Annotated in this window: 24 protein-coding genes; 8 read left to right on the plus strand and 16 right to left on the minus strand. The window is 66.5% G+C overall.

All coding sequences use genetic code 11. The features are described 5' to 3' along the window. Positions 1 to 2 precede the first annotated feature (2 nt). The 3 genes from pheS to rpmI all read right to left on the minus strand — a co-directional run bounded on the left by pheS (position 3) and on the right by rpmI (position 1,812). Positions 3 to 1,070, minus strand: coding sequence for a phenylalanine--tRNA ligase subunit alpha (pheS, locus tag AB8P05_RS13985; protein WP_472757882.1), 1,068 nt, complete (start codon positions 1,068 to 1,070; stop codon positions 3 to 5). 134 nt (positions 1,071 to 1,204) lie between these two features. Beyond that, positions 1,205 to 1,576 (minus strand): 50S ribosomal protein L20, encoded by a 372-nt coding sequence (rplT, locus tag AB8P05_RS13990; protein ID WP_012975157.1) that lies wholly within the window; start codon positions 1,574 to 1,576, stop codon positions 1,205 to 1,207. Positions 1,577 to 1,611: 35 nt separating this feature from the next. Beyond that, entirely contained in the window at positions 1,612 to 1,812 is a 201-nt protein-coding gene (gene rpmI / locus AB8P05_RS13995) for a 50S ribosomal protein L35 (RefSeq protein WP_012975158.1), read from the minus strand. Positions 1,813 to 2,163: 351 nt separating this feature from the next. Here rpmI and AB8P05_RS14000 point away from each other — a divergent pair, with 351 nt between their 5' ends. Next, positions 2,164 to 3,201, plus strand: coding sequence for a hypothetical protein (locus tag AB8P05_RS14000; RefSeq protein ID WP_472757880.1), 1,038 nt, complete (start codon positions 2,164 to 2,166; stop codon positions 3,199 to 3,201). Here the strand turns inward: AB8P05_RS14000 and AB8P05_RS14005 are convergent. Beyond that, entirely contained in the window at positions 3,187 to 3,714 is a 528-nt protein-coding gene (locus AB8P05_RS14005) for a CDP-alcohol phosphatidyltransferase family protein (RefSeq protein WP_472757881.1), read from the minus strand. The genes AB8P05_RS14000 and AB8P05_RS14005 overlap by 15 nt on opposite strands. 36 nt (positions 3,715 to 3,750) lie before the next feature. Then, the gene (locus AB8P05_RS14010; RefSeq protein ID WP_472757879.1) at positions 3,751 to 4,707 is read right to left on the minus strand and encodes a tyrosine-type recombinase/integrase; all 957 of its coding nucleotides are present in this window, start codon (positions 4,705 to 4,707) and stop codon (positions 3,751 to 3,753) included. A 460-nt stretch (positions 4,708 to 5,167) separates the two neighbouring features. Between AB8P05_RS14010 and AB8P05_RS14015 the strand changes: the two genes are divergently transcribed. Together AB8P05_RS14015 and ubiB are read left to right on the plus strand one after the other, a co-directional pair. Beyond that, a complete protein-coding gene (locus tag AB8P05_RS14015; protein WP_472757878.1) occupies positions 5,168 to 5,944 on the plus strand; it encodes a class I SAM-dependent methyltransferase in 777 nt (258 codons plus the stop codon). Between the two features lie 6 nt (positions 5,945 to 5,950). Next, positions 5,951 to 7,489 (plus strand): 2-polyprenylphenol 6-hydroxylase, encoded by a 1,539-nt coding sequence (ubiB, locus tag AB8P05_RS14020; protein WP_472757877.1) that lies wholly within the window; start codon positions 5,951 to 5,953, stop codon positions 7,487 to 7,489. A 126-nt stretch (positions 7,490 to 7,615) separates the two neighbouring features. On the opposite strand, the gene AB8P05_RS14025 is transcribed toward ubiB, so the two are convergent. Further along, positions 7,616 to 8,542 (minus strand): 2-hydroxyacid dehydrogenase, encoded by a 927-nt coding sequence (locus AB8P05_RS14025; protein WP_472757876.1) that lies wholly within the window; start codon positions 8,540 to 8,542, stop codon positions 7,616 to 7,618. An 80-nt stretch (positions 8,543 to 8,622) separates the two neighbouring features. Here AB8P05_RS14025 and AB8P05_RS14030 point away from each other — a divergent pair, with 80 nt between their 5' ends. After that, positions 8,623 to 9,282 carry a pseudouridine synthase gene (locus AB8P05_RS14030; RefSeq protein ID WP_472757875.1) on the plus strand — a complete coding sequence of 220 codons (660 nt, stop codon included), beginning with the start codon at positions 8,623 to 8,625 and terminating at the stop codon, positions 9,280 to 9,282. On the opposite strand, the gene AB8P05_RS14035 is transcribed toward AB8P05_RS14030, so the two are convergent. The 6 genes from AB8P05_RS14035 to AB8P05_RS14060 form a co-directional block, all read right to left on the minus strand. Next, entirely contained in the window at positions 9,224 to 11,044 is a 1,821-nt protein-coding gene (locus AB8P05_RS14035; RefSeq protein WP_472757874.1) for an acyl-CoA dehydrogenase family protein, read from the minus strand. The two genes, AB8P05_RS14030 and AB8P05_RS14035, sit on opposite strands and share 59 nt — an antisense overlap. Before the next feature lie 36 nt (positions 11,045 to 11,080). After that, the gene (locus AB8P05_RS14040; RefSeq protein WP_472757873.1) at positions 11,081 to 12,007 is read right to left on the minus strand and encodes an electron transfer flavoprotein subunit alpha/FixB family protein; all 927 of its coding nucleotides are present in this window, start codon (positions 12,005 to 12,007) and stop codon (positions 11,081 to 11,083) included. A gap of 186 nt (positions 12,008 to 12,193) precedes the next feature. Next, positions 12,194 to 12,943 (minus strand): electron transfer flavoprotein subunit beta/FixA family protein, encoded by a 750-nt coding sequence (locus AB8P05_RS14045; protein WP_472757872.1) that lies wholly within the window; start codon positions 12,941 to 12,943, stop codon positions 12,194 to 12,196. 202 nt (positions 12,944 to 13,145) lie between these two features. Next, positions 13,146 to 14,798 (minus strand): acyl-CoA synthetase, encoded by a 1,653-nt coding sequence (locus AB8P05_RS14050; RefSeq protein WP_472757871.1) that lies wholly within the window; start codon positions 14,796 to 14,798, stop codon positions 13,146 to 13,148. 170 nt (positions 14,799 to 14,968) lie between these two features. Further along, positions 14,969 to 15,691 carry a response regulator transcription factor gene (locus AB8P05_RS14055; RefSeq protein ID WP_472757870.1) on the minus strand — a complete coding sequence of 241 codons (723 nt, stop codon included), beginning with the start codon at positions 15,689 to 15,691 and terminating at the stop codon, positions 14,969 to 14,971. 75 nt (positions 15,692 to 15,766) lie between these two features. Continuing rightward, positions 15,767 to 18,586 carry a cache domain-containing protein gene (locus AB8P05_RS14060; protein WP_472757869.1) on the minus strand — a complete coding sequence of 940 codons (2,820 nt, stop codon included), beginning with the start codon at positions 18,584 to 18,586 and terminating at the stop codon, positions 15,767 to 15,769. Positions 18,587 to 18,804: 218 nt separating this feature from the next. Between AB8P05_RS14060 and AB8P05_RS14065 the strand changes: the two genes are divergently transcribed. Together AB8P05_RS14065 and AB8P05_RS14070 are read left to right on the plus strand one after the other, a co-directional pair. After that, positions 18,805 to 19,128 (plus strand): DUF485 domain-containing protein, encoded by a 324-nt coding sequence (locus tag AB8P05_RS14065; RefSeq protein WP_455170720.1) that lies wholly within the window; start codon positions 18,805 to 18,807, stop codon positions 19,126 to 19,128. Next, positions 19,125 to 20,795, plus strand: a complete 1,671-nt coding sequence (locus tag AB8P05_RS14070) for a cation acetate symporter (protein WP_472757868.1) — start codon at positions 19,125 to 19,127, stop codon at positions 20,793 to 20,795. Before AB8P05_RS14065 ends, AB8P05_RS14070 begins: the two co-directional genes overlap by 4 nt. Before the next feature lie 61 nt (positions 20,796 to 20,856). On the opposite strand, the gene AB8P05_RS14075 is transcribed toward AB8P05_RS14070, so the two are convergent. From AB8P05_RS14075 to AB8P05_RS14085, 3 genes are all read right to left on the minus strand, one after another. After that, on the minus strand, positions 20,857 to 21,078 hold the full coding sequence (locus tag AB8P05_RS14075; RefSeq protein WP_310118976.1) for a hypothetical protein: 222 nt from the start codon (positions 21,076 to 21,078) through the stop codon (positions 20,857 to 20,859). 36 nt (positions 21,079 to 21,114) lie between these two features. Then, complete coding sequence (locus tag AB8P05_RS14080) at positions 21,115 to 22,689, minus strand: sensor histidine kinase (protein ID WP_472757867.1); 1,575 nt, start codon at positions 22,687 to 22,689, stop codon at positions 21,115 to 21,117. A gap of 77 nt (positions 22,690 to 22,766) precedes the next feature. Further along, the gene (locus AB8P05_RS14085; protein WP_472757866.1) at positions 22,767 to 23,177 is read right to left on the minus strand and encodes a hypothetical protein; all 411 of its coding nucleotides are present in this window, start codon (positions 23,175 to 23,177) and stop codon (positions 22,767 to 22,769) included. Between the two features lie 311 nt (positions 23,178 to 23,488). On the opposite strand from AB8P05_RS14085, the gene AB8P05_RS14090 reads away from it, so the two are divergent. Beyond that, positions 23,489 to 23,719 (plus strand): hypothetical protein, encoded by a 231-nt coding sequence (locus tag AB8P05_RS14090; protein WP_014246573.1) that lies wholly within the window; start codon positions 23,489 to 23,491, stop codon positions 23,717 to 23,719. Continuing rightward, positions 23,716 to 23,952: a hypothetical protein gene (locus AB8P05_RS14095; protein WP_472757865.1), complete on the plus strand. Its 237-nt coding sequence runs from the start codon at positions 23,716 to 23,718 to the stop codon at positions 23,950 to 23,952. The genes AB8P05_RS14090 and AB8P05_RS14095 overlap by 4 nt, the downstream gene beginning before the upstream one ends. A gap of 30 nt (positions 23,953 to 23,982) precedes the next feature. On the opposite strand, the gene irrA is transcribed toward AB8P05_RS14095, so the two are convergent. Further along, positions 23,983 to 24,411, minus strand: a complete 429-nt coding sequence (gene irrA, locus AB8P05_RS14100; protein ID WP_472759367.1) for an iron response transcriptional regulator IrrA — start codon at positions 24,409 to 24,411, stop codon at positions 23,983 to 23,985. Positions 24,412 to 24,549: the final 138 nt, after the last annotated feature.

Below are 24,549 nucleotides of genomic sequence, written 5' to 3' on the forward strand. Positions count from 1 at the left end.
CCTTAGCGCGTCAGGCCGTGGGCGATGTTGGGAATGTCGAGCGGCACGAAGCCGTAATGCTTCAGCCAGCGCAGGTCGGCTTCGAAGAAGGTGCGCAGGTCGGGAATGCCGTATTTCAGCATGGCGACGCGCTCCACCCCCATGCCGAAGGCGAAGCCCTGATACTTGGTGCTGTCGATGCCGCAGGCTTCCAGCACGTTGGGATGGACCATGCCGCAGCCGAGGATCTCCAGCCAGTCGCCGTAATTGCCCAGCTTCAGCTCGCCGCCCTTGCGCGAGCAGCCGATGTCGACCTCCGCCGACGGTTCGGTGAAGGGGAAGAAGCTGGGGCGGAAGCGCAGCGGCAGGTCGTCCACGTCGAAGAAGGCGCGGCAGAACTCCACGAGGCAGCCCTTCAGGTGCCCCATGTTGGTCGCCTCGTCGATGACCAGCCCCTCGATCTGGTGGAACATCGGGGTGTGGGTCATGTCGTAGTCGGAGCGGTAGGTGCGCCCCGGCGCGATGATGCGGATCGGCGGCTTGTTGTTCAGCATGGTGCGGACCTGCACCGGGCTGGTGTGGGTGCGCAGCAGCATCTTCTTATCCCCCGAATCGGGCAGATAGAAGGTGTCGTGCATGTCGCGCGCCGGGTGGCCGGGCGGGAAGTTCAGGGCGGTGAAGTTGTGGAAATCATCCTCGATGTCCGGCCCTTCGGCGACCGAGAATCCCATCTCGGCGAAGATGGCGACCATCTCGTCCATCGTCTGGCTGATCGGGTGGATGCGCCCCTCCGTCTCCGGCCGGACCGGCAGGGTCACGTCGACCCGTTCGGCCTCCAGCCGCGCCTTCAGGTGGGCGGCGGCGAGGTCGGCCTTGCGCGTGTCGATGGCGGCGGCGATCTCGTCCTTCAGCGCGTTCAGCGCCTGGCCGCGCTCCTTGCGCTCGTCGGGGGTGAGGTTCCCCAGCTCCTTCATGAAGCCGGTGATGCGCCCCTTCTTGCCGAGCGCGGAGACCCGCACCTCGTCCAGCGCCGAAAGGTCGGCGGCGGCGTTGACCTGCGACAGAAGTTCGTCTTTCAGCGCGTCGAGCATGGCGGTTCCCGGCAAGCGTGGGGAAGAAATCGGTGCAAAAGAAAAAGGGAGCCGGCCCAGCGGCCCGGCTCCCTTCTCTTACAACTGACGCCGTGACGGCAAGCGTTCCCTGAATTCGGGAAACGCGAGGCGCGTTACGCGGCGGCCTTGGAGGCGAGCGCGGCCTGGGCCTTGTCCACCAGGGTCTTAAAGGCCTCCGGCTCGCGCGCGGCCAGATCGGACAGGACCTTGCGGTCGATCTCGATGCCGGCCAGCTTGATGCCGTTGATGAAGCGCGAGTAGGTCAGGCCGTACTGACGGACGCCGGCGTTGATGCGCTGGATCCACAGGCCGCGGAAATCGCGCTTCTTATTGCGGCGGTCGCGGTAGGCGTAACGAAGCGCCTTTTCGACCTTCTCGATCGCAATGCGGAAATTCTTGGAATTGCGACCCCGGTAGCCCTTGGCGAGCTTCAGGATCTTGCGGTGACGGGCGTGCGTCGTGACGCCGCGCTTAACACGAGCCATGGTTCAGTCCTTCCGAATTCTATGATGTGCCGAGATCAGGCGTTGCGCAGCCAGTTCTTCAGCACCGTGCGGGCGTTGGAGTCGCACAGGGTCATCATGCCGCGCGCGTTGCGCTTCATGTTCGGGGACTTCTGTTCCAGGCAGTGGCGCTTGTAGGCGGCCTGAGCGCGGACCTTACCCGTGGCGGTCACCTTGAAGCGCTTCTTGGCGCCGCTCTTCGTCTTCAGCTTGGGCATTTTCGTTTCCTAGATGGAAATGAGGCGGAATTTCCAGCGGACGGTTGGGCATGCCCTGAGCCATACGGCCCGGCCTCGCCGCCCGTGGAAGGATGCGCTTATACGCGCGGGGGCGGCGGGATGCAAGGGGGATGTGGGGGTGATCTTTTTGAAGCCTGCGCAAGCCACAGGCGGTACTGCGGGCTTGGCGGGCGCGGAAACGCCGATCCTTTTGACAGAATGCACACAAATGAGCGCAAAACCCATTATAAGCTAACTCTTGAGTACATCGCTGATTTCTGGCACACTACCTTAATGTGACAATCGCCAGCATATCCATCCAATTAATAGTCAGGATGATAACTAGGAATTATGGAACGGTACGCCTACGCCTTTGCCAGAGCCTTGTTCTCAGTGGCGCGAACTCGACGGCAGGCACTAGTGCTCGGTCTTGTAATTTTCTTTGCAAATACGGGGTTGCTGTTTTCTGCCGCCATATATGAAGGCACTTTGTATATGGCGGGGGAGAATCAAGGGCTCTTGGAATTGCCAGGTGTTCTTGGGATACTTGTTGGCGACCTTTTAACCATGTCCATTGTTCAATGGATGGTAAGTCACGCAAAAAAGATGACAAAGCATTTCCCAACAGATCGGAGTGAGCTAGCGCGCCGATACCTCAGGATAGCGAAAAGAAACATGTTATCTTACATATATTTTGAAAACCGTGGCGTTCGGATATATTTTTTATCATGCCTCTTTGCCATCCTCTTTTGGGCCAATAACGCCAAGCAAACTCTTGACCCTTATCGCTTCTACGGCTGCGACGTATTTGGCTCGATAAACAACCCCCTTGGATATTTTGCAGCGAAATTTGTATTTTTTAACTCATGGGTCATTCTGTTGCCATACATGGCGTATATTTGCGTAATCATATTATACACTTTTTTTAAAATAATATCAACAACTAGAAAGCACAAGGTTTTAAGTTTTAACATTTTCCACAAAGATGGATGTGGAGGTTTCTCTTATCTTGGCGACGCTAACATAATTTTTTTGGTGGGAATGATTGTCATTTATGGAGAGCTAATACTAGTTTTGTTTCAGCATAAGCATTTTAACCCAGGATTGATATCAGGATTTGTGATAGCGACCGCCATGTTGTTGACGGGCACGTCAGTGATGCTATATCCCTTGCGTGGATTTTTACGCGAAAAGAAAGCAATATTCCTAATAATATACAGCAGCAGACTGAGTAGAAACTTTGACAACGAAACCTTCAGTCGATTGACGCATATAAAAAATCACGTCTCGTTCAGTCCGTATAGCGAAAAAGAAAAGCTATTTATTGCAGCAGTACGCCTGTCTCCCCTCGTTGTTTCATCAGCTAAAGCGTATCTACACTTTTCTTAACTCGTTGCCGAGTGAGTACATGGCAAATGCAAATGACAAAATGTATATTCCTTGAGCTGTATAAATAAAAAAATGGAAGCTGGCTCCGAGCTCGACACCGATTGGTGTGGAAATCATTATTAGAAGAAACAATCTCCAGCCGCCGGCATAAAGTCTAGACATCCATTTTGGCGATAATCTTATTTTGTCCGTACTTTTTGATAATGTCCTTATAGACAAAACGGAAACTTCTCTCATGAATGCGATCCACGCGATCGTATAGCCGATTTGGAACTCTCGGCATACAGCAATAGTGAGCGCAAATTGCATGGCTTTATCGGACACAGAATCGACTATATCGCCGCCTAGAGTAGGAGTCGAATATTTGCGCGCTATGTAACCGTCTAAATTATCTGTAACTTGTGCGACTATGGCAAGGGCGATCACCACAGCCGATGAAATCGGGTCGCCTCGAAAGATGAGTAGGGCGCAGACTGCGAGGATCACTCTCGATAGCGAAAGCGCCGTCAGCAATTTATGGTACCGTCTTGGCTCCATAATTCCTAGTTATCATCCCATTCCCCTCATCCCCTCCGCTGCCTTGACCACCGCCGCCCGCAGGCTGGCATCCGTCACCGTCGTGTAGATTTCCGTCGTCGAGATGCTCTGGTGCCCCAGCAGGCGCTGGACGAAGCGGATGTCCACCCCGTTCTCCAGCAGCCGGGTCGCCGCCGTGTGGCGCAGCATGTGAGGAGTGACGCGGCGGGCCAGTTGCGCATCCTCGCCAATTCCCCGAATCAGCAAGCGGAGATGCTGGGTCGATGCCGGCCCGCCCGTTCCCGTCATCAGGAACCGGTCATGGTCACGCCGCCGCGCGCCCGTCACACCCTGATAAGCCGTCACCAGCGCCGTCACCGCATCGTCGGGCAGGAACACCCGGCGCTGGCGGCTGCCCTTGCCGACGATGGTGATGACGCGGCAAATCAGATCCACATCCTCCACCCGCATGCCGGCCAGTTCCCCCACGCGCAACCCCGTGGCCAGCAGCACCTCCACCGCCACCAGGGCCGTGAAGGCGTCATGGTCGGCCTTGCGGGCGGCGCGCACTGCCTTGGTTTCGGTGATCCGGCCGGTAATCCCCGCCCCGGCGAGAGCAGCGGCCCGCAAGCGGCGCACCTCGTCGTCGGTCAGGTTGCGCGGCAGGCGGCGCGGCAGGCGGATGCGGGCGTCCAGCCGGTGGAAGGGGCTGATCTCGATCACCTCGTCCAGCTCAAGCCAGCGGAACATCACCTTCAGGCAGGCGATCCGCCGCTTGACGCTGGTTTCCTTCAGCCGCCGCACCTCGAACAGGTGGCTGAGATAGCGGCGCAGCAGCGGGCGGTCCACGACCGCCACCGCTGTCGCTGAACCGGCGAACCGCTCGAACTCGGCCAGATCGATGGTGTAGGCGCGCAGGCTGTGGGGCGACAGGTTCTTGGCGACCCGGCAGTGGGTCAGGAATTCGGCGCAGGCTTCAGCAAGGGTCATGCCGATCCACCAGAGGCTCCCACCCACGGCCACGACAGCCACAGGAATACGGGCGTATGATCTTCCCGGCAGTCAGTAGGCCAGCCCCTGGTCAATGGCAAGCACAGCCGCGCCTCCAGGCTCTTCCACCGAAAGGACGGCGAAGCAGGACAGGCAGGAATTCTCCCCATCCTTTCCCGTCGGTCGACCCCGTGATAGGATTGATTGCCTACACCCCCAGGAGGTCGCCACGGCGATGGAACATCACCGGGAAACTGTTTCACCCTGTTCCATCACCCGGCGAACCGCCGAACCACCGCCGAACCGCACCCCATGGAACAGTCTCCGAAACCTGTTCCACGATGTTCCATCCTCCCTCCCCCGCCCCTCACTCCCCCCGTCCTACGCCATTCGCCGCAGCGTCTTCCGCATTGCACGCCCCCGCTGGCGCATGGCCCCTGTGCGCGCTATCTTCCCGGCCATGAGCGACCACACCCCCGACCCGCAAAAGCCCGCGTCCGGTGCCGAAGGCAACTGGTTCGGCTTCACCCCCGTCGATCCGTCCGCCAAGTCCGGGCTGGTCCGCGCCGTCTTCGACAGCGTGGCGACCAACTACGACCTGATGAACGACCTGATGTCGGGCGGCATCCATCGGCTGTGGAAGGACACGCTGATGGAGATGGTGGCGCCCAAGCCGGACATGACCCTGCTCGACGTGGCCGGCGGCACCGGCGACATCGCCTTCCGCTTCCTGAAGAAGGGCGGCGGGGCCGCGGTGGTCTGCGACATCACCGAGGCGATGGTCCGGGTCGGGCGCGACCGCGCCATCGACCGCAACATCCTGTCCGGCGTGCAATGGACGGTCGGCGACGCGGAACGGCTGCCCATCGCCTCGCGCTCGGTCGACGCCTACACCATCGCCTTCGGCCTGCGCAACGTCACCCGCATCGACGAGGCGATCAAGGAGGCGCACCGCGTCCTGAAGCCGGGCGGCAAGTTCTATTGCCTGGAGTTCAGCCACGTCGTCCTGCCGGTGCTGCGCGAGCTGTACGACGTCTATTCCTTCCAGGTGCTGCCCTTCATGGGCCGCGTGGTGGCGAAGGACGAGGCGAGCTACCGCTATCTGGCCGAGAGCATCCGCCGCTTCCCGCCGCAGGCCGATCTGGCCAAACGGATCGAGGCCGCGGGGTTCGGCGCCGTGCGCGTGCGCAACCTGTCGGGCGGGATCGCCGCCATCCATTCCGGCTGGCGGATCTAAGTCCCCGTGTTCCGTATCCTGCGCAACCTGATCCGGATGGCCGTGATCGGCCGGACGGTCGCCCGTCACGACGCCCTGCCCACCAGCCTGCTCGGCACCGCCCCCGGCCTGCTCTGGCTGTGGCGCCGCATCGCCCGCAAGGACGTGCCCGGCCGCGAGGGCGAGCGGCTGGCCCGCGCGCTGGCCGAACTCGGCCCCACCTACATCAAGCTGGGGCAGCTGCTGTCCACCCGCTCCGATCTGGTCGGCGAGCGGATGGCCGTCGATCTGGCCGAACTGCAGGACAAGCTGCCGCCCTTCCCCGGCCATCAGGCCCGCGCCATCATCGAGGCGGAGTTCGGCCAGCCCGTCCAGGCGCTGTTCCAGAGCTTCGACGACAAGCCGGTCGCCGCCGCCTCCATCGCCCAGGTGCATTTCGCCGTCACCGCCGATGGGCAGGAGGTGGCGGTCAAGGTGCTGCGTCCGGGCATCGAAGAGGCGTTCGAACGCGACATCGACCTGTTCTACCGGCTGGCGAGCCTCGCGGAATGGGTTCTGCCCCGGCTGAAGCGGCTGCGGCTGGTCGAGGTGGTCGACACCTTCGCCCGCACCTCGCGGCTGGAGATGGATCTGCGGATGGAGGCGGCCGCCGCGTCGGAGCTGGCGTCGAACTTCAAGGACGATCCGACCTTCAACGTGCCCAAGGTCGATTGGGAGCGCACCGGCGGCCGGGTGCTGACGCTGGAGCGCATCCGCGGCTTCAAGGTGGACGAGCCCGCCCGCATCTCCGCCGCCGGTTTCGACCGCGACGAGATCCTGGCAATGGCATCGGCCAGCTTCTTCAACCAGGTCTTCCGCGACGGCTTCTTCCACGCCGACCTGCATCCCGGCAACCTGTTCATCAACGAACAGGGCACCATCACCGCGGTCGATTTCGGCATCATGGGCCGGCTGGACCGCGAGACGCGCTATTACCTCGCGGACATGCTGATCGGCTTCCTGACCGGCGACTACCGCCGCGTCGCCATCGTGCATTTCGAGGCCGGCTATGTGCCGCGCCACCAGTCGATCGAAATCTTCACCCAGGCCTGCCGCGCCATCGGCGAGCCGTTGCAGAACAAGCCGCTGGCCGACATCTCGGTCGGCCGGCTGCTGGCCCAACTGTTCGCCGTCACCGAACAGTTCGAAATGGAAACCCAGCCGCAGCTGCTCCTCCTGCAGAAGAGCATGCTGACGGCCGAGGGCGTCGGCCGGCTGCTGAACCCCAACATCAACATGTGGGAACTGGCGCGTCCGCTGATCGAGGAGTGGATGCGCGAGAACCGCGGGCCGGAGGCGCAGCTGATCGACGATGCCGGCGCCCTGCTGACCACCGTCCGTCGCATCCCCGCCCTGGTCAGCGAGGCGGAGCGGGTGACCCGCGACATCGCGGAAGGCGGTGTGCGCCTGCACCCGCACACCCTCCGCCAGATGCTGAACGGCTGGGAACACCGCCGCCGCTCCGACCGCGCCGCCCTGTGGGTGATCGCGGCCCTGCTGGCGGTGATCGCCGTCCAGATGCTGTAAGGGCCGCGACTGCGGCCCCGCAGGCCCATGCCTGCGGAGGCAAGCGGCCGGACGGCCGCGCCCGCCGATTAAGGGCAAGGAGTATGAAGCCTGATTTATCAGGCTTCATACTCGATAAGATGGTTCTCAGTAACCCCGGCTGCGGTCCACCAGATTGGGCAGCGGCCGGCCTTCGCGCAGGGCCTTCACCGCATCGGCCACCTGCACGGCGCAGAGCGACGGGTGGGTGACCCCGGCGACATGCGGGGTGACGCGGACCTTCGGATGGCGCCAGAGCGGATGGTCGGCCGGCAGCGGTTCGGTGGCGAAGACGTCCAGGCTGGCGCCGCGCAGATGCCCGCTCTCCAGCGCGTCGAGCAGGTCCGACTCGACCAGATGCCCACCGCGCGCGGCGTTGACGACCACCGCCCCCTTGGGCAGGGCGGCAAACAGCGACGCATTCATGATGCCGCGGGTCTCGTCGGTCAGCGGCAGCAGGCAGACCAGCACATCGCACTGCGGCAGCATCGCCGCCAGCCCGTCGGGGCCGGAGAAGCTCTCCACCCCCTCGATGTTCTTCGGACTGCGGCTCCAGCCCACCAACCGGTAGTCCAAGGTCCGCAGCGTGCGGGCCGACGCTGCCCCCAGCTCGCCCATGCCCAGGAAGCCGACGGTCACCTCGGAAGCCGGGCGATGGTCCAGTTGCTCCCACCGCGCCTCGGCCTGGAAGGCGGCGTACTGGTCCATCAGCCGGTGCCAGTAGAGCACCTGGAAGACCACATAGCCGGCCATGTCGAGGGTCAAGCCGTCCGACACCATGCGCACCAGCGGCACGTCGGGAAGGGTCGGATCCTCAAGGATCGGCTCCACCCCGGCGCCCAGCGAGACGATCAGCTTCAGGTTGGGCAGCGTCGCCAGCATGCCGGCCGGCGGCTTCCATACCACCGCCACCTCGATGTCGGCGATGTCGCCGGTCTCGGGCCAGACGCGCATCTCCAACCCGGGAAGATGGCGGGCGATTTCCCGGCGCCAATCCTCGGCGCTGTCGCTGGCGGAGCAGAACAGAAGCGTCACGGCCGAACCCCTGCTATCAAGAGATCATGTTGGGGTGCGAACGATAGCGCCTTTCCCGAACCGCGCAAGGAAGCAAGCCCGTGCCGCGCCTGATCCTGCTGAACAAGCCCTATGGCGTGCTGCCGCAATTCACCGACGACCAGGGCCGCCCCACCCTGGCGGAGCTGGTGCCGGTGAAGGGCGTCTATGCCGCCGGCCGGCTCGACCGCGACAGCGAGGGATTGCTGGCGCTCAGCGACGACGGCCCGCTGATCGCCCGCATCGCCTCCCCAGCCAACAAGATGCCCAAGACCTATTGGGTGCAGGTGGAAGGTGTCCCGACCGACGAGGCGCTGGAGGCGCTGCGTCGCGGCGTGACGCTGAAGGACGGCCCCACCCTGCCCGCCGAGGTGCGGCGGATGGAGGAGCCGGAGTCGCTGTGGCCGCGCGATCCGCCGGTGCGCTACCGCGCCGCCATCCCCACCAGCTGGATAGCACTCACCCTGCGCGAGGGGCGCAACCGGCAGGTCCGCCGGATGACCGCGGCGGTCGGCTTCCCCACCCTGCGGCTGATCCGCTGGTCCATCGGCGACTGGACGCTGGACGGGCTGGCGCCGGGGCAGTGGCGGGAGGTCCCCCAACCGCCCGCGACACCCGGCAAAGGGCCAAAGACCCCGGCACCAACCGGCAAGCGCGGCTCCGTCAAGCCGCGCCGAACAGCTGCTCCTCGCTCAGCGCCATCACGCTCGCGGAGCCGTTGACGACGGTCGCCCGCAGCGCCGCCGCCTTCGGCAGCACATGGGTGGCGTAGAAGCGGGCGGTCAGCGGCTTGGCCGACAGGAAGGCGGTGTCGGCATCGCCCTCCGCCAGCCGCTCCACCGCCACCTTGGCGGCGCGGGCAAGCTGCCAGCCGCCGGCGACCACGCCCATCAGCTCCAGCAGGGTCACCGACGCCGCGGCCGGCAGGCGCGGGTCCTGCTTCGCCACGCTCAGCACCCAGGCCACCGCCTGCTTGGCCTCCAGGACGGAGGCGGCCAGTTCGGCACCGGTGACCCGCAGCGCCTCGTCCGCATGGCCGGACAACTCGCCGGCCAGCGCCGCGATCTCGTCCAGCAGGCCGTTGGCCGTCGCCCCGCCGTCGCGCAGGATCTTGCGGTTGATCAGGTCGTTGGCCTGGATGGCGGTGGTGCCCTCATAGATCGTGGTGATGCGGGCATCGCGCAGATGCTGGGCGGCGCCGGTCTCCTCGACAAAGCCCATGCCGCCATGGACCTGCACGCCGTCCGACGCCAGCTGCTGCCCGGTCTCGGTGCACCAGCCCTTGGCAATGGGGGTCAGCAGATCGACCAGCAGGCCGGCCCGGCCGCGCGCCGCCTCGTCGGCGTGATGGTGCGAGACATCCACCGCGGCGGCGGCGGTGTAGAGGATGCCGCGCATCGCCTCGATCCGCGCCTTCATGCCCATCAGCAGACGGCGGACGTCGGGGTGGTTGACGATGCCCTTCGACTGACCCTCGGTCCAGCCCAGCGGCTTGCCCTGCACGCGGTCGCGGGCATAGGCCAAAGCCTGCTGATAGGCGCGCTCGGCGATCGACAGGCCCTGCATGGCGACGTTCAGCCGGGCGTGGTTCATCATGGTGAACATGTATTCCAGGCCGCGGTTCGGCTCGCCCACCAGGAAGCCGGTCGCCCCGCCCTCGTCGCCGAAGGACAGCACGGCGGTCGGGCTGCCGTGGATGCCCAGCTTGTGCTCCAGCGACACGCACTTCACCTGATTGCGGGCGCCCAGGCTGCCGTCGGCATTGACCAGGAACTTCGGCACGACGAACAGGCTGATGCCCTTCACGCCGGGAGGCGCATCGGGCAGGCGGGCCAGCACCAGATGGACGATATTCTCCGTCAGGTCATGGTCGCCGTAGGTGATGAAAATCTTCTGCCCGGTGACAAGGTAATGGTCGCCGTTCGGCACCGCGCGCGACCGCGTGGCGGCAAGGTCGCTGCCCGCCTGCGGCTCGGTGATGTTCATGGTGCCGGTCCACTCGCCCGAGATCATCTTGGGCAAATAGAGGTCCTTCAGCGCGTCGGAGCCATAGAGCTGAACTGCGTTCACCGCCCCCTGCGTCAGCATCGGGCAGAGCGCGAAGGCCATATTGGCGGAATGCCACATCTCCTGCACGGCGGTGTTCAGCAGGTTGGGCAGCCCCATGCCGCCGCGCGCCGGATCGAAGGGCAGCCCGTTCCAGCCGCCCTCGACCAGCGCCCGCCACGCCGCCCCCCAGCCCTCCGCCGTGCGGGCAATGCCGTCGGCGTCGAGCTTCGCCCCCTGGACGTCGCCGATGCGGTTCAGCGGGGCCAGGATATTCTCGGCGATCTTCGCCGCCTCGCCCAGGATGCTGTCGACCATGTCGGGGCTGGCATCCTCGAAACCCGGCAGAGCCGCCACCTCGGCCATGCCGGCGAGGTGGTCGAGGACGAAGCGGATCTCTTTCAGCGGCGGGGTGTAGGGGATCGCGGCGGCGGTCATGGGGGACCTCTTCGGGTAACGGGGGAATGAACGGGATCAGACGGCCTGCTGCAGTTCCGGCAGCGCCTTGAACAGGTCGGCGACGAGGCCGTAGTCGGCGACCTGGAAGATCGGCGCCTCCTCGTCCTTGTTGATGGCGACGATCACCTTGCTGTCCTTCATGCCGGCCAGATGCTGGATGGCGCCCGAGATGCCGACGGCGACATAGAGGTCCGGCGCCACGATCTTGCCGGTCTGCCCGACCTGATAGTCGTTGGGCACGAAGCCAGCATCGACGGCGGCGCGGCTGGCGCCGACGGCGGCACCCAGCTTGTCGGCGATGACCTCCAGCAGGTGGAAGTTGTCGCCCGACTGCATGCCGCGACCGCCCGAGATGACGATGCGGGCCGAGGTCAGCTCCGGACGTTCCGACTTCGACAGCTCGGCCGAGACGAAGCCCGACAGACCGGGGTCGGCTACGGCGGCGACGCTCTCCACCGGGGCGCCACCGGTGGCTGCCGCCGCCTCGAAGGCGGTGGTGCGGACGGTGATGACCTTCACCGCGTCGCCGGACTGCACGGTGGCGATGGCGTTGCCGGCATAGATCGGCCGCTCGAACGTGTCGGCGGAGACCACGGCGGTGATGTCGGAGATCATCGCCACGTCGAGCAGTGCGGCGACGTGCGGCAGCACATTCTTGCCGGCCGACGTGGCGGCGGCGAGGAGATGGCTGTAGCCGGGGGCGAGCGAGACCAGCAATGCTGCGACCGGCTCGGCCAGGGCATGCTCGTAGGCGGCATCGTCGGCGAGCAGCACCTTGGCGACGCCGGCCAGCTTGGCGGCGGCATCCGCGGCCGGGGCGGCGTTGCGGCCGGCGACCAGGATGTGGACGTCGCCGCCGAGCTTGGCGGCGGCGGTGACCGCGTGGGCGGTGGCGGGCTTGAGGGCGGCGTTGTCGTGGTCGGCAAGGATCAGGATGGGCATGGGGCGGGTCCTTGGTTGGCGGGTGGCGAGGTGTCGGCTGTGGTATGCCCCCTCCCCATCCCTCCCCGCTTCGCGGGAGAGGGGGTAGGACGCTTGGCGGCGTGACGTGATTGCCAAAGCGGCGGCAGTTCCCTCTCCCGCGAAGCGGGGAGGGTTAGGGAGGGGGCACCCCGATACGACCAGTCCTCAGATCACCCGCGCCTCGTTCTTCAGCTTGTCGACCAGGGTGGCGACGTCGGGCACCTTGATGCCGGCCTGGCGCTTGGCCGGCTCGGCCACCTTCACCGTCTTCAGCCGCGGCGTCACATCGACGCCGAGCGCGTCCGGCGTGACGGTCTCCAGCGGCTTCTTCTTCGCCTTCATGATATTCGGCAGGCTGGCATAGCGCGGCTCGTTCAGGCGCAGGTCGGCCGTCACCACCGCCGGCAGCTTCAGCGACACGATCTCAAGCCCGCCGTCGATCTCTCGCGTCACCGCCACGGTGTCCCCGGCCGGTTCGACCTTCGAGGCGAAGGTGCCCTGGCCCCAGCCGAGCAGGGCGGCCAGCATCTGGCCGGTCTGGTTGCAGTCGTCGTCGATCGCCTGCTTGCCGAGGATGACGAGGCCGGGGGCCTCCTTCTCGACCAGCGCCTTCAGCACCTTTGCGACGGCCAGCGGTTCGGTGGTCACGTCGGTCTGCACCAGGATGGCGCGGTCGGCACCCATCGCCAGCGCGGTGCGCAGGGTCTCCTGCGCTTGGGCCGGGCCGATGGAGACGACGACGATCTCGGTCGCCTTGCCGGCTTCCTTCAGGCGCACGGCCTCCTCGACAGCGATTTCGTCGAAGGGGTTCATCGAGAACTTCACGTTGGACGTCTCGACGCCGGACTGGTCGGTCTTAACCCGGATCTTGACGTTGTAGTCGACGACGCGCTTCACGGCGCAGAGGATCTTCATGGCGCGGGTCCCTTTGAAATTGGGCGCAGTGCGGGCATGGGAGAGCGTTGGCCCCCACCCCATCCCTCCCCACCTTCGGTGGGAGAGGGGGCAGGACGCTTGCGGGAGTTCTTGCAAAGGAGTTGCGGCAGTCCCCTCTCTCCTCGACCGGCCGCAGGCTGGTCCGATAGGGGAGAGGGTTAGGGAGGGGGCAAAGTGCCCCTTACAGCGCCTCGGTCTGCTTGCGCAGGACGTATTTCTGGATCTTGCCGGTCGAGGTTTTCGGCAGCGGGCCGAACACCACCGTGCGCGGGCACTTGAAGTGAGCCATGTGGGCGCGGCAGAAGGCGATGATGTCGGCCTCGGTCGCGGTGGCGCCATCCTTCAGCGTGACGAAGGCGCAGGGCGTCTCGCCCCACTTCTCGTCATGGCGGGCGACGACCGCGGCCTCCAGAACCTCAGGATGCTTGTAGAGGACGTCCTCCACCTCGATGGACGAGATGTTCTCGCCGCCGGAGATGATGATGTCCTTCGACCGGTCCTTGATCTCGACATAGCCGTCCTCATGCCAGACGGCGAGGTCACCGGTGTGGAACCAGCCGCCGGCAAAGGCCTCTTCGGTCGCCTTGGGGTTCTTCAGGTAACCCTTCATGACGTTGTTGCCGCGCATCATGATCTCGCCCATCGTGCGGCCGTCCTTCGGCACCGGCTCCAGCGTGAAGGGGTCGGCGACGATCACCGCCTCCAGCATCGGGCCGCGCACGCCCTGGCGGGCCTTGATCGCCGCCTTCTCGTCCAGCGACAGGCCGTCCCAGCGGTCGTGCCAGACGCAGACCACGGTCGGGCCATAGCATTCGGTCAGGCCGTAGACATGGGTGACTTCCCAGCCCATGCGCTCCATCCCGGCGATGACGGCGGCGGGCGGCGCGGCGCCGGCCACCATCACCTTCACCGTCTGCTCGATGCCCTGCTTCAGCTCGGCCGGCGCATTGTTCAGCATGTTCAGCACGATGGGCGCGCCGCAGAAGTTGGTCACCCGCTCCTCGCGGATCAGCTTCAGCACGGCGTCAGGGCGGACCTGACGCAGGCAGACGGCGGTTCCGGCGGTGACCGCGATGGTCCAGGGGAAGCACCAGCCGTTGCAGTGGAACATCGGCAGCGTCCACAGATACACGGGCGCGTCGCCCATGTTCCAGGACAGCGCGTTCGACACCGCGTTCAGGTAGGCGCCGCGGTGGTGATAGACGACGCCCTTCGGGTTGCCGGTGGTGCCGGAGGTGTAGTTCAGCGCGATGGCCTGCCATTCGTCAGCCGGCAGGGTCCAGGGATGCTCGGTGCCGACATCGCTGATGAAGGCTTCGTAATCGCGGTCGCCGATCAGCTCGCCGCCGCTGTAGGTCGGGTCGTCGATATCCACCACCGGGATCGGCGCATCCAGCAGGGCCAGCGCCTTCTTGGCGACGCCGGAGAACTCTCGGTCGACGATTAGGATCTTCGCCTCTCCGTGCTTCAGGATGAAGGCGATGGCCTCGGCGTCCAGGCGGGTGTTGACGGCGTTCAGCACGGCGCCGGCCAGCGGTACGCCGAAATGCGCCTCGAACAGTTCCGGCGTGTTGGCGGCCAGCATGGCGACGGTGTCGCCGGTGCCGATACCCACATTCGCCAGCGCCGCGGCCAGACAGCGCACGCGGACGAGGGTCTCCGCCCAGGTCCGCCGGACCGGGCCGTGGACGACCGCCAGCCGGTCGGGCCACACGGAAGCGGCGCGCTCCAGGAAGGTCAGCGGCGTCAGCGCGACGAAGTTGGCGGCGTTGCGGTCGAGGTCGCGTTCGTACGGATTGGCGCTGGGATTGACTGCGGCGGCAGTTTCACTCATCGGACCGTTCTCCCCAGAGGTTCTTGTCGCGCGCCGGCATTGGGCGCGGCGGTGTTGGAAACAGCCTGTACCAGATCAGCTTTGCGCAACTTTCTCAGGATTATGACCAATTGTTATTGGAGTTGTTGCGGCGCCGGGCAAACGAGGTGCCCCGTCCATCGTAATCCAGGTCACCGTATCCAGGTCACGTCGCCGGCGAACAGGTATCCGGCGCCATAGACCGTCTTGATCAGCCGCGGCGCGCGGGGATCCTCCTCGATCTTCTTGCGGATGCGCGACACGCGGACATCGATGCTGCGGTCATAGGGGAAATCGTCGCGATCCTGGTCGGGGCCCTGCAGATGCTCGCGCGACAGCACCCGCTTGGGCGCCTTCAGCAGCGTCAGCAGCAGCGAGGCCTCCGCCGCGGTCAGGCTTTCCTGGCGTCCGTCGTCGGCGCTCAGCGTCAGGTTGCCCAGGTCGAACACCCAGTTGCCGAAACGCGCCCGCGCGGTTTCCGCCGGCGCCGCGGCACCGGTCAGCTGTTCGCGCCGGCGGATGGCGCTGTTGACGCGGGCGACCAGCTCCCGCGGCTCGAAGGGTTTCACGATGTAGTCGTCGGCGCCCAGTTCCAGCCCCAGGATCCGGTCGGAGGTGCCGCCGCGTCCGGACAGGATGATGACGCCGAAGCGCACGTCCTCCCACAATTCGCGGACCAGCGTCAGCCCGTCCATGTCCGGCAGGCCGAGATCGACAAGGCACAGGTCGGGCGCCTGGCGCTGGATCGCCGCCCGCGCCTCCCGCCCGCTGGCCCAGCAGGACACCTCGTAGCCGTACCCCTCCAGCACCTCGGTCACCAGCCGGCGGATGTCGGCCTCGTCCTCGACCAGATAGATGCGCTTTTTCTGCACCACGCGCGTTTCCCCTCGGCACTCGTCGCCCTGGTTTTCCAGGTGCATTTTCCAACTGCGTTCATCCGGCCGATCATATCAGACCGGCGCGGGTTGGGCGGCGTGGCCGATAGCCGCCACCAGATCCCGCTTGTCCCATGGCTTGTGCAGTATGACTGCATCGGCGGGGATGTCGCCATACTCGACGGAAAATCCGCTGACCAGCACCACCCGCATCTCCGGCCGCAGCAGCCGGGCGCGCCGCGCCAGCTCCACCCCCGACAGGCCGGGCATGACGATGTCGGAGACCAGAAGCGACAGCCCGTCGATCTGCTCCACCAGTTCCGCCGCCTCGTCGCCGCTCGCCGCCTCCACCACCGAGAAGCCGAGGTCGACCAGCTGCTGGCGCATCACCTGCCGGACGTCGTCGTTGTCCTCCGCCACCAGCGCCAGCTGGCCGGACCAGCCGCCGCCCTGCGGTTCGGCCAGCGCCGGGTCGGCATCGAGCAGGCGGGCCACCGGCTCGGCGCGCGGCAGCAGCAGGGTGACGGCGGTCCCCTCCCCCGGCCGGCTGTCGATGCGCAGATAGCCGCGCGACTGCTTGACGAAGCCGTAGACCATCGACAGCCCCAGCCCCGATCCCAGCGCCTTGGTGGTGAAGAAGGGCTCCACCGCGCGGGCCAGCGCCTCCGGCGTGAAGCCGGTGCCGGTGTCCGTGACGCGGATTTCCAGGTAATCGTCGGGGCGGACCGGTTCGTCGAAGGCCAGCGCCTCCTCCACCCGGCGGACGCCGACCGCGATGTCGAGCCGGCCGCCGTTGGGCATGGCGTCGCGCGCGTTGATGGCGAGGTTCACCAGCGCATTCTCCAGCTGGGTCTGGTCGGCGATGGTCCAGCATTCCCGCCCCTCCTCCGGCACGCCGATGGCGATGGAGCTGGGGAAGGAGCGGCGCAGCAGCACCGCCATGTCACGCAGCAGCCCGCACAGCTCGATCGGCTCCGGCTTCAGCGGTTGCTGGCGGGAGAAGGCGAGCAGCCGGGCGGTGATGTCGGCGCCGCGGCGGCCGGCCCGCTGGGCCGGCTCCAGATAGGCGTCCAGACCCTTGACCGCGGCATAGCGCTCCCGCGCCGCCGCAAGGTTGCCGATGATGATCGACAGCAGGTTGTTGAAGTCGTGCGCCAGCCCGCCGGACAGCTGGCCGACCGCCTTCAGGCGCTGTGCTTCCACCAGCTGGCGTTCGGTCTGCTTCTCGTCGGTGATGTCCAGCGTCAGCACGAACAGGCCGGTGACGATGCCCGTCCCGACGGCGCCCTCTTCCGCCCTCCTCTCGCCACCATGGCCCTCACCACGATGGGGGATCAGCGTGGTCTTGGTCACCATCTCGCGGCCGTCGCGCGGGAAGGCGTATTCGAAGGTCACCACCTCCCCCGACAAACAGCGGTCGAGATGGGGGCGCAGCACCGCCATGGCGCGCCGGCCGACGACCGCGGCGACGTCGCGGCCGATCACCTCCGCCTTGTCGCGGCCGACCAGCTCGCCCCAGCGCAGGTTGGCGAAGGTCAGCCGCCCGTCACGGTCCAGCCCGGCGATGCAGGCGGGAATGGCGTCCAGGATCACGCGCTGGCGCGTCTCCGCCTCCGCCAGCGCCGCGGTGCGGTCGCGCACCCGGCTGTCCAGCGTGGCGACGGTGTCGCGCAGCTGCCGGACCATGCCGTCGAAGGCCGATGCCAGCAGCCCGATCTCGTCGCCGCGGCGGATGCCGCTCTGCGCGCCGAGATCACCGGCCCGCACCTGCACCGCGGTGTCGGCCAGCCGGCGCAGCGGCCCGACCAGACGCCCGACCGCGATATAGCCCAGCAGGCTGCCCGCCGCCATCAGCGCCATGCCGATGGCGAGGATGCGGTTGCCCAGCACCACCGACGACCGCCGCAGCTCGTCCACATAGACCGACGAGGCGATGTACCAGTCGAACCCTTCGAAATGCCGGACCCAGCTGATCTTCTCGTAGGCGTAGTTGCCGGGATCGTCTGGCTTGTCCCACAGGTAGGTCAGCGGCTCCCCCTTCGCTGCGGCAGCCTTCAGGTCCTCGGCGATCGGGCGGCCGGTGGCTGAGTTCAGCCGGTCGCCGAAGGCGGTGCCTTCGATGTTCGAATTCGGGTGGATGATCATCCGGTTCGCCGAATCGAAGATGTAGAGATAGCCGGTGCGGGCGATCCGCAGCTTGCGCAGCGCCTGGCGCAGATCCTCGATGGCCTCGGCCTTGCGCCGCTCCACCTCGGCATCGACGTCGGCCAGATAGGCGCCGGTGCCGACGATGATGCCGCGCCTGGGCAGATCCTTGAAGAAGCTGAGCTTCGGCGCCCGTTCGTCGCCGTTGGGGCGCCACCACGGATAGGTCTGGAAGCCCTCCCCCTCCCGCTTGGCGGTGGCGACGATGGTGGGCAGGATGTGGCGGCCCAGATTGTCGCGCAGGTCGTCGGACTTCCGCCCCTGATAGTCCGGCGACGGATGCGACAGGATCACCGAGTCGTAGCCGATAGCCCAGACATAGTCGCCGTTGCCGTAGCGGAAGGCGTGCAGCCCGTCCATCGCCTCGCGCCGCGCCTCCTCCGCCGTGATCTCGCCGCGGTCGGCGCGGGCATGGACATGCTCGATATAGCCGACCGCCAGTTCGAGCACGTCGCGCAGGCGGGTCTTGTAGGACTCCACCGTGGTGCTCCGCTGCTCCTCCAGCCCGCCGCGGATGCGGCTGACCAGTTCGAACACGTTGTCGAGGATGGTGCGGCTGGCGTCGCGTTCGATCTCGTAAGCCTTCTCCTCGATGAAGGGGACGGAGAAGACATAGGCCGCCGCCGAGAACAGCCCGAGCGAGATCAGGATCGCCGAGAAAAGCCGGAGGAACAGGGGCGAGCGGATCATTTTCCGGACGGGGCGGCGGGATGCGGGGGATTGGAGGAAGCCCAGCCATCATTCCAGCTTCGTCGCCGCGGCTCAATCCGAATCGGTGGGATTGTTGCCCGAATCGCGTTGAAACAATTCGTCATATTTCCGGGAAATTTGCGAAACAGTGTTTTGTTAGCCGGAAAACCATAAGCCCGAACAGGGTGCCACAAGGACGATTAGCGTCTGGAGGAAACATGCACTCCCCCGCGAACACTCCGGTCTACGAACGGGTCCGCCGGAACCCGAAATTCCAGGAGCTGGTCCGCCAGCGCAGCCGGCTGGCCCTGATCCTGTCGGCCATCGTGCTGGTCGGCTACTACAGCTTCATGATGGTGGTCGCCTTCGCGCCGGACCTGCTGCACAAGCCGATGTCCGACGGTTCGGCGCTCAGCGTCGGCTTCCCCATCGGGGCGGCGATCATCATCCTGTCCTGGCTGCTGACCGGCGTCTATTCCCACTTCGCCAACGGCCGCTTCCAGGACCTGACCGACGAGATCACGCGGGAGACCCTGCAATGACCGCCCGCCGCATCCTCCCGGCGGCGGTTGCCGCCACCCTGTTCGCCCTGCCGGCGCTGGCCGCTGGCGACGTCGGGCAGCTGGAAAAGCAGCCGGTCAACCTGTCGGCCATCGGCATGTTCCTGGCCTTCGTGGTGCTGACCCTCGGCATCACCTACTGGGCGGCCAGCCGCACCCGCTCCACCTCCGACTTCTACACGGCCGGCGGCGGCATCAGCGGCTTCCAGAACGGTCTGGCGATCGCCGGCGACTACATGTCGGCCGCGACCCTGCTGGGCCTGTCGAGCCTGGTGTTCGCCAAGGGCTATGACGGCTTCGTCTACACCATCAGCTTCTTCGTCGGCTGGCCGATCATCCTGTTCCTGCTGGCGGAGCGGCTGCGCAACCTCGGCCACTTCACCTTCGCCGACATCGCGTCGTACCGGCTGGACCAGGGCAAGATCCGCACCTTCGCCGCCGTTGGCTCGCTGACGGTGGTCTGCTTCTACCTGATCGTCCAGATGGTCGGTGCCGGCCAGCTGATCAAGCTGCTGTTCGGGCTGGACTACAACGTCGCGGTGATCGTCGTCGGCGTGCTGATGGTGGTCTACGTCACCTTCGGCGGCATGATCGCCACCACCTGGGTGCAGATCATCAAGGCGGTTCTCCTGCTTGGCGCCGGTGTGATCCTGGCCTTCCTGGCCCTGTCGCGCTTCGGCTTCAGCCTGGAGGCCATCGCCCAGAGCGCCATCGCCTCGCACAAGGACGGCGTGAAGATCATGGGGCCGGGCACGCTGCTGGCCGACCCGGTGTCGGCGGTGTCGCTGTCGCTGGGCCTGCTGTTCGGCACCGCCGCCCTGCCGCATATCATGATGCGCTTCTTCACCGTCCCGAACGCGCGCGAGGCCCGCAAGTCGGTCTTCTACGCCTCGGGCTTCATCGGCTTCTTCTTCCTGATCGTCTGCGTGCTGGGCATGGCGGCGATCACCATCGTCGGCACCGACCCGCAGTTCTTCGAAGGCGGCAAGGTCGGCGGCAAGCTGATCGGCGGCGGCAACATGCCGGTGATGCATCTGGCCAAGGCGCTGGGCGGCGACCTGTTCCTGGGCTTCCTGTCGGCGGTCGCCTTCGCCACCATCCTCGCGGTGGTGTCGGGCCTGGCGCTGGCCGGCGCCTCGGCCATCGCGCACGATCTCTACGCCCGCGTCATCCGCAAGGGCGAGGCGACGGAGCGCGAGGAGATGCGCGTGTCGAAGATCGCCTCGCTGGTCCTGGGCGTGCTGGCCGTCGTGCTGGGCATCGCCTTCGAGAAGCAGAACGTCGCCTTCCTGGTCGGCCTGACCTTCGGCGTCGCGGCGTCGGTGAACTTCCCGGTGCTGATCCTGTCGATGTACTGGAAGGGCCTGACCACCCGCGGCGCGCTGGCGGGCGGAATCGCCGGCCTGATCTCCGCGGTGACGCTGGTGATCCTGTCGAACGCGGTGTGGGTCGTGGTTCTGAACAACCCGAAGCCGATCTTCCCTTACGAGCAGCCGGCCCTGTTCTCGATGACGCTGGCCTTCATCGTCACCATCATCGTGTCGAAGCTGGACAGCAGCGCGTCCGCCCGTGCGGAGCGCGAGGCCTTCGAGGACCAGTTCGTCCGTTCCCAGACCGGCATCGGCGCCGCGGCTGCAGCGAAGCACTGACAGCCTGACGCTCCGGCGGAAAGCGCCCTTCCCCATGGCCGGGGAAGGGCGCTTTCCTTTGTCAGCCCGCCGACACGCTGTTGTCCTTGCGGCGCGACAGCTGCACCTGACCGTCCAGGCATTTGACGTAGCCGGTCTTGCCCGGCTTCAGCCCGTCCAGGATCGTCACCAGCGCCCGCGGGATCGCCGCGAACTCCTTGGATCCGCGCGACTGGCCGTTGTAGACGGCGATGTGCTTGCGCAAATCCTCCTTGGACACCGGCTTTCCGTCATTCCCGATCATTCCGTCCGCCTTTCGCTCCGTTCACCGGGGACAGGCTTACGCCTGCATCCCACCGGCCGCAACCGGCCGGGCGACGCGGTCGGCGGGGAAGCGGATGGTGACGGTGGTGCCGCGGCCGGGCTCGCTGGCGATGGACAGGCTGCCGCCATGCAGGCCCATCAGGTCGCGGCAGATCGACAGGCCGAGCCCGGTGCCGCCGAAACGGCCGGGGATGCTGCTGTCGGCCTGCTGGAAAGGCTCCAGGATGCGGGCCAGCGCGTCGGCGGGGATGCCGATGCCGGTGTCGCGCACGGCGATGGCGAGTCCGCCCCCCGCCTCCAGCCCCGCCGTCACCGTCACCCGGCCGCCGCTCGGCGTGAACTTAACCGCGTTCGACAGCAGGTTCAGCAGCACCTGCCGCAGGGCCCGCTCGTCGGCCAGCAGGCCGGGCAGCCCGGGGGCGCAGTCGACCTCCAGCGTCACCCCGCCGGCGTCGGCCGGGACCGCCGCCAGCGTCCGGCAGGTATCGATGGCGTCGGCCGGGTCCAGCCAGCTTTCGTCCAGCGTGTAGCGCCCGGCCTCCAGCTTCGACATGTCCAGAACGTCGTTGATGAGGTCCAGCAGGTGCCGCCCGCTGTTCTGCACATGGCGCGCGTAATCGTGGTAGCGCGGGCTGCCCAGCGGACCGAACAGCTCGTGCAGCATGATGTCCGAGAAGCCGATGATGGCGTTTAGCGGCGTGCGCAGCTCGTGGCTCATGGTCGCCAGGAAGGCGCTCTTGGCCCGGTTGGCGGCCTCCGCCTGGTCGAGTGCCGCGGCAAGCCGTCCGGCCGCCTCGACCCGTTCGGTGATGTCACGCGCCTCGACCACCAGCACGCTCACGCCCCCCCGGTCGTCCAGGACCGGCTTGATCGTCACATCCATCACCCGGGTGACGCCGTCGGCGATCACGTCGGTCTCGTAGCGGACGAAGCGGCCCGAGGCCGCCTTCGCGATGGAAAGGCGGAAGGCCTCCGCCAGTTCGTCGGTGCGGGCCCAGCCGCGGAACTCCCAGGCGCGGCGTCCGATCAGCGCCTCCGCCGGCAGCCCGGCCAGGGCGCAGGCCGGCCGGTTCAAGGCCAGCACCCGGCCGTCGGGGGACAGCAGCCCCATGATCTGGAAACTGCTGTCGAACAGGGCCTGCGACCGGCGCTCGCTGGCGCGCAGCGCCTGGGTCGTCGTCTCCAGCCGGCCGAGCTGCCGCAGGGCCAGCAAGGCCAGCAGGGTCACCACCACCGAAACCGCGGCGGTTTCCAGGATGCGCTTCCAACGATCGGCATACCAGCCGGCCAGCACGTCGTCGGCGCTGATACGGACATAAACATAGAGCGGCTGGCCCGACACGCGACGGACCGTGCCGATGCGGTCGCGCCCTTCCGACGGATCGAACCCGGACAGCGTCCTCACACTTTCCCCGCCGGGTACGCGCGGAAGGACAGAGGCGAAGACGGCACGGTTACGGTCCAGCAACTCGCTCGGCCGTGAATAGGCCAGGACCACGCCATCCTCGCCATACAGCAGGATTATGCTGCGCGGGCCGATGTCCTGCGTGGCGTAGATCCGGGCGAAACGGTCGAGGTCGAGCATCGCCATGGCAACGCCGCTGCCGTCGGCCAGCGGCCGGACCAGGGCGGCGCGCCAGCCCCCGCCGGGGTCCCGGTAGGGGGCGACTAAGGCAGCCGATCCGGTGCGGGCCGCCTCGGCCGGCGGGGTCCCGGCAATGGAGGCGGGGAGTCCAGCCCGGCAGCCTCCCTCACCCGCCCGTCGGGCTCCACCACCAGCAGGCTGCGCAACGCCACACCCGGGCCAGCCTCCTCCCCCGCATATCCGGTCGTCTCGCTCAGCAGATAGCGTGGAATCCGCCCGCCTTCGGCCATCGCGTAGAGCGCGCGGCCGGCAACGACCATGACGCGGCGGGCATCCTCCTCCAGCAGGCGGGACAGGTTGGCGGTCTGGCGCAGACCGTCCTGGAGCGCCCGGTCGCGCGCACGCTCAAGGTCGGCGTAGGCCACCAGCCAGAAGCCGGCGATCACCGCCGCGAGCAGACCGGCGCGCAGACAGGCAGCCGGGGACAGGGACAAGGCGCCCGCTCGCCACCGCCGCCGCCACCACCGCCACCCATGAGAGCCGCTGGCCGGTTCGGAGAGATCCGTCAAAGGCAAGAGTCCGCCGCAACTGAATTCCAGAGAACGTCAAGCCGGTTCGGCCGGACGCGGCAAACTGTAGCACGCCAGCACGGACGATTTCACGCCCGCGTACTCCCGGTGCGGGTGGAAACCCTCGGGGCCGCGGCCGGCCGCGGAACAGCGGCGCGCAGAAAGTTTGGCTCGACAAAGCCGGCCGCCCGCGCTTCTCTGCCCCTCGAACCATGGGGAGGAGGGTGCGGGACGGCATGCTTGAGGATTACGTCAACAGCCCGCTGCTGGGGCTAATGCTGTTCCAGGTCGCCATCGTCTGGCCGATGGCGCGCATCCTGCGCCGGGCCGGCTTCTCGCCGCTGTGGGCCCTGTTCGCGCTGCTGCCGCTCGGCCATGTGGTGGCGATCGGCGTGATGGCGCACAGCCGCTGGCCGGTGCTGCCGGTGCGCGAGGCGCGCAAGGTCAAGGCGCGGAGGACGGCATGACGGACACCATCATCGAGTGGAACTTCTGGGCGCTGCTGATCGGGTCGATCGTCACGACCTACACGCTGATCGCCGGCGGCTGGGTGCTGGCGAAGGCCGGGCGCAGCCCGCTGTGGATCCTGCTGCTGCTGTTCCCGTACCTGAACGTCGTTGCCGTCTGGGTCTTCGCCTACATGCGCTGGCCCTTCGTCGACCGCCCCGCCCGCCCGGAGGGGACGGACAGCGCGCGCTGAACGACCGATCACTCTGAACGACGGCGGGGATCAGGCCGCGCCGTCGTCCTCGATCAGGCGGACAATCACGTCGACACGGGCGACGCGGGTGCCGGCCGGGGCGGCGGGCAGGTTCTGCACCATCAGGCGGTCGGCGGGGATATCCTCGAGCCGGCCGGTGGATTCGACGAAGAAATGATGGTGGTCGCTGGTGTTGGTGTCGAAATAGGACTTGCCGGCCTCCACCACCACCTCGCGCAGCAGGCCGGCGGAGGTGAACTGGTTCAGCGTGTTGTAGACGGTCGCCAGCGACACCGGCAGGTCGGCGGCCAGCGCCTCGCCATGCAGCTGCTCCGCGGTGACGTGCCGGTCGCAGCCTTCGAACAGCAGCCGGGCAAGGCCGAGGCGCTGGCGGGTCGGACGGAGCCCGGCACCGTTCAGCCGGTCGAGGGCTCGCTTGAAGGGGCGTTCGGCGGTCATCATGGGCGCGGCACCCGTACGGTCGACACAGGGGCGGACACGAAGGTCCGGGACAGGACCGCGGCACAAGGCCGCAGACCGTTCAACTGTAAAACCATTCGGAAAGACGGCGCAAGTTATTGTCGCACCGACGTCAAC

The sequence above is a fragment of the Azospirillum sp. VT-I1 genome, from assembly GCF_055698305.1.

Excerpts from the sequence above, each read along its gene's own strand:
- pheS (WP_472757882.1), bottom strand. The coding sequence starts at position 1,070 with ATGCTCGACGCGCTGAAAGACGAACTTCTGTCGCAGGTCAACGCCGCC.
- rplT (WP_012975157.1), bottom strand. The coding sequence starts at position 1,576 with ATGGCTCGTGTTAAGCGCGGCGTCACGACGCACGCCCGTCACCGCAAG.
- rpmI (WP_012975158.1), bottom strand. The coding sequence starts at position 1,812 with ATGCCCAAGCTGAAGACGAAGAGCGGCGCCAAGAAGCGCTTCAAGGTG.
- AB8P05_RS14000 (WP_472757880.1), top strand. The coding sequence starts at position 2,164 with ATGGAACGGTACGCCTACGCCTTTGCCAGAGCCTTGTTCTCAGTGGCG.
- AB8P05_RS14010 (WP_472757879.1), bottom strand. The coding sequence starts at position 4,707 with ATGACCCTTGCTGAAGCCTGCGCCGAATTCCTGACCCACTGCCGGGTC.
- AB8P05_RS14015 (WP_472757878.1), top strand. The coding sequence starts at position 5,168 with ATGAGCGACCACACCCCCGACCCGCAAAAGCCCGCGTCCGGTGCCGAA.
- AB8P05_RS14035 (WP_472757874.1), bottom strand. The coding sequence starts at position 11,044 with ATGACCGCCGCCGCGATCCCCTACACCCCGCCGCTGAAAGAGATCCGC.
- AB8P05_RS14040 (WP_472757873.1), bottom strand. The coding sequence starts at position 12,007 with ATGCCCATCCTGATCCTTGCCGACCACGACAACGCCGCCCTCAAGCCC.
- AB8P05_RS14045 (WP_472757872.1), bottom strand. The coding sequence starts at position 12,943 with ATGAAGATCCTCTGCGCCGTGAAGCGCGTCGTCGACTACAACGTCAAG.
- AB8P05_RS14050 (WP_472757871.1), bottom strand. The coding sequence starts at position 14,798 with ATGAGTGAAACTGCCGCCGCAGTCAATCCCAGCGCCAATCCGTACGAA.
- AB8P05_RS14060 (WP_472757869.1), bottom strand. The coding sequence starts at position 18,586 with ATGATCCGCTCGCCCCTGTTCCTCCGGCTTTTCTCGGCGATCCTGATC.
- AB8P05_RS14065 (WP_455170720.1), top strand. The coding sequence starts at position 18,805 with ATGCACTCCCCCGCGAACACTCCGGTCTACGAACGGGTCCGCCGGAAC.
- AB8P05_RS14070 (WP_472757868.1), top strand. The coding sequence starts at position 19,125 with ATGACCGCCCGCCGCATCCTCCCGGCGGCGGTTGCCGCCACCCTGTTC.
- AB8P05_RS14075 (WP_310118976.1), bottom strand. The coding sequence starts at position 21,078 with ATGATCGGGAATGACGGAAAGCCGGTGTCCAAGGAGGATTTGCGCAAG.
- AB8P05_RS14080 (WP_472757867.1), bottom strand. The coding sequence starts at position 22,689 with ATGGCGATGCTCGACCTCGACCGTTTCGCCCGGATCTACGCCACGCAG.
- AB8P05_RS14090 (WP_014246573.1), top strand. The coding sequence starts at position 23,489 with ATGCTTGAGGATTACGTCAACAGCCCGCTGCTGGGGCTAATGCTGTTC.
- AB8P05_RS14095 (WP_472757865.1), top strand. The coding sequence starts at position 23,716 with ATGACGGACACCATCATCGAGTGGAACTTCTGGGCGCTGCTGATCGGG.
- irrA (WP_472759367.1), bottom strand. The coding sequence starts at position 24,411 with ATGACCGCCGAACGCCCCTTCAAGCGAGCCCTCGACCGGCTGAACGGT.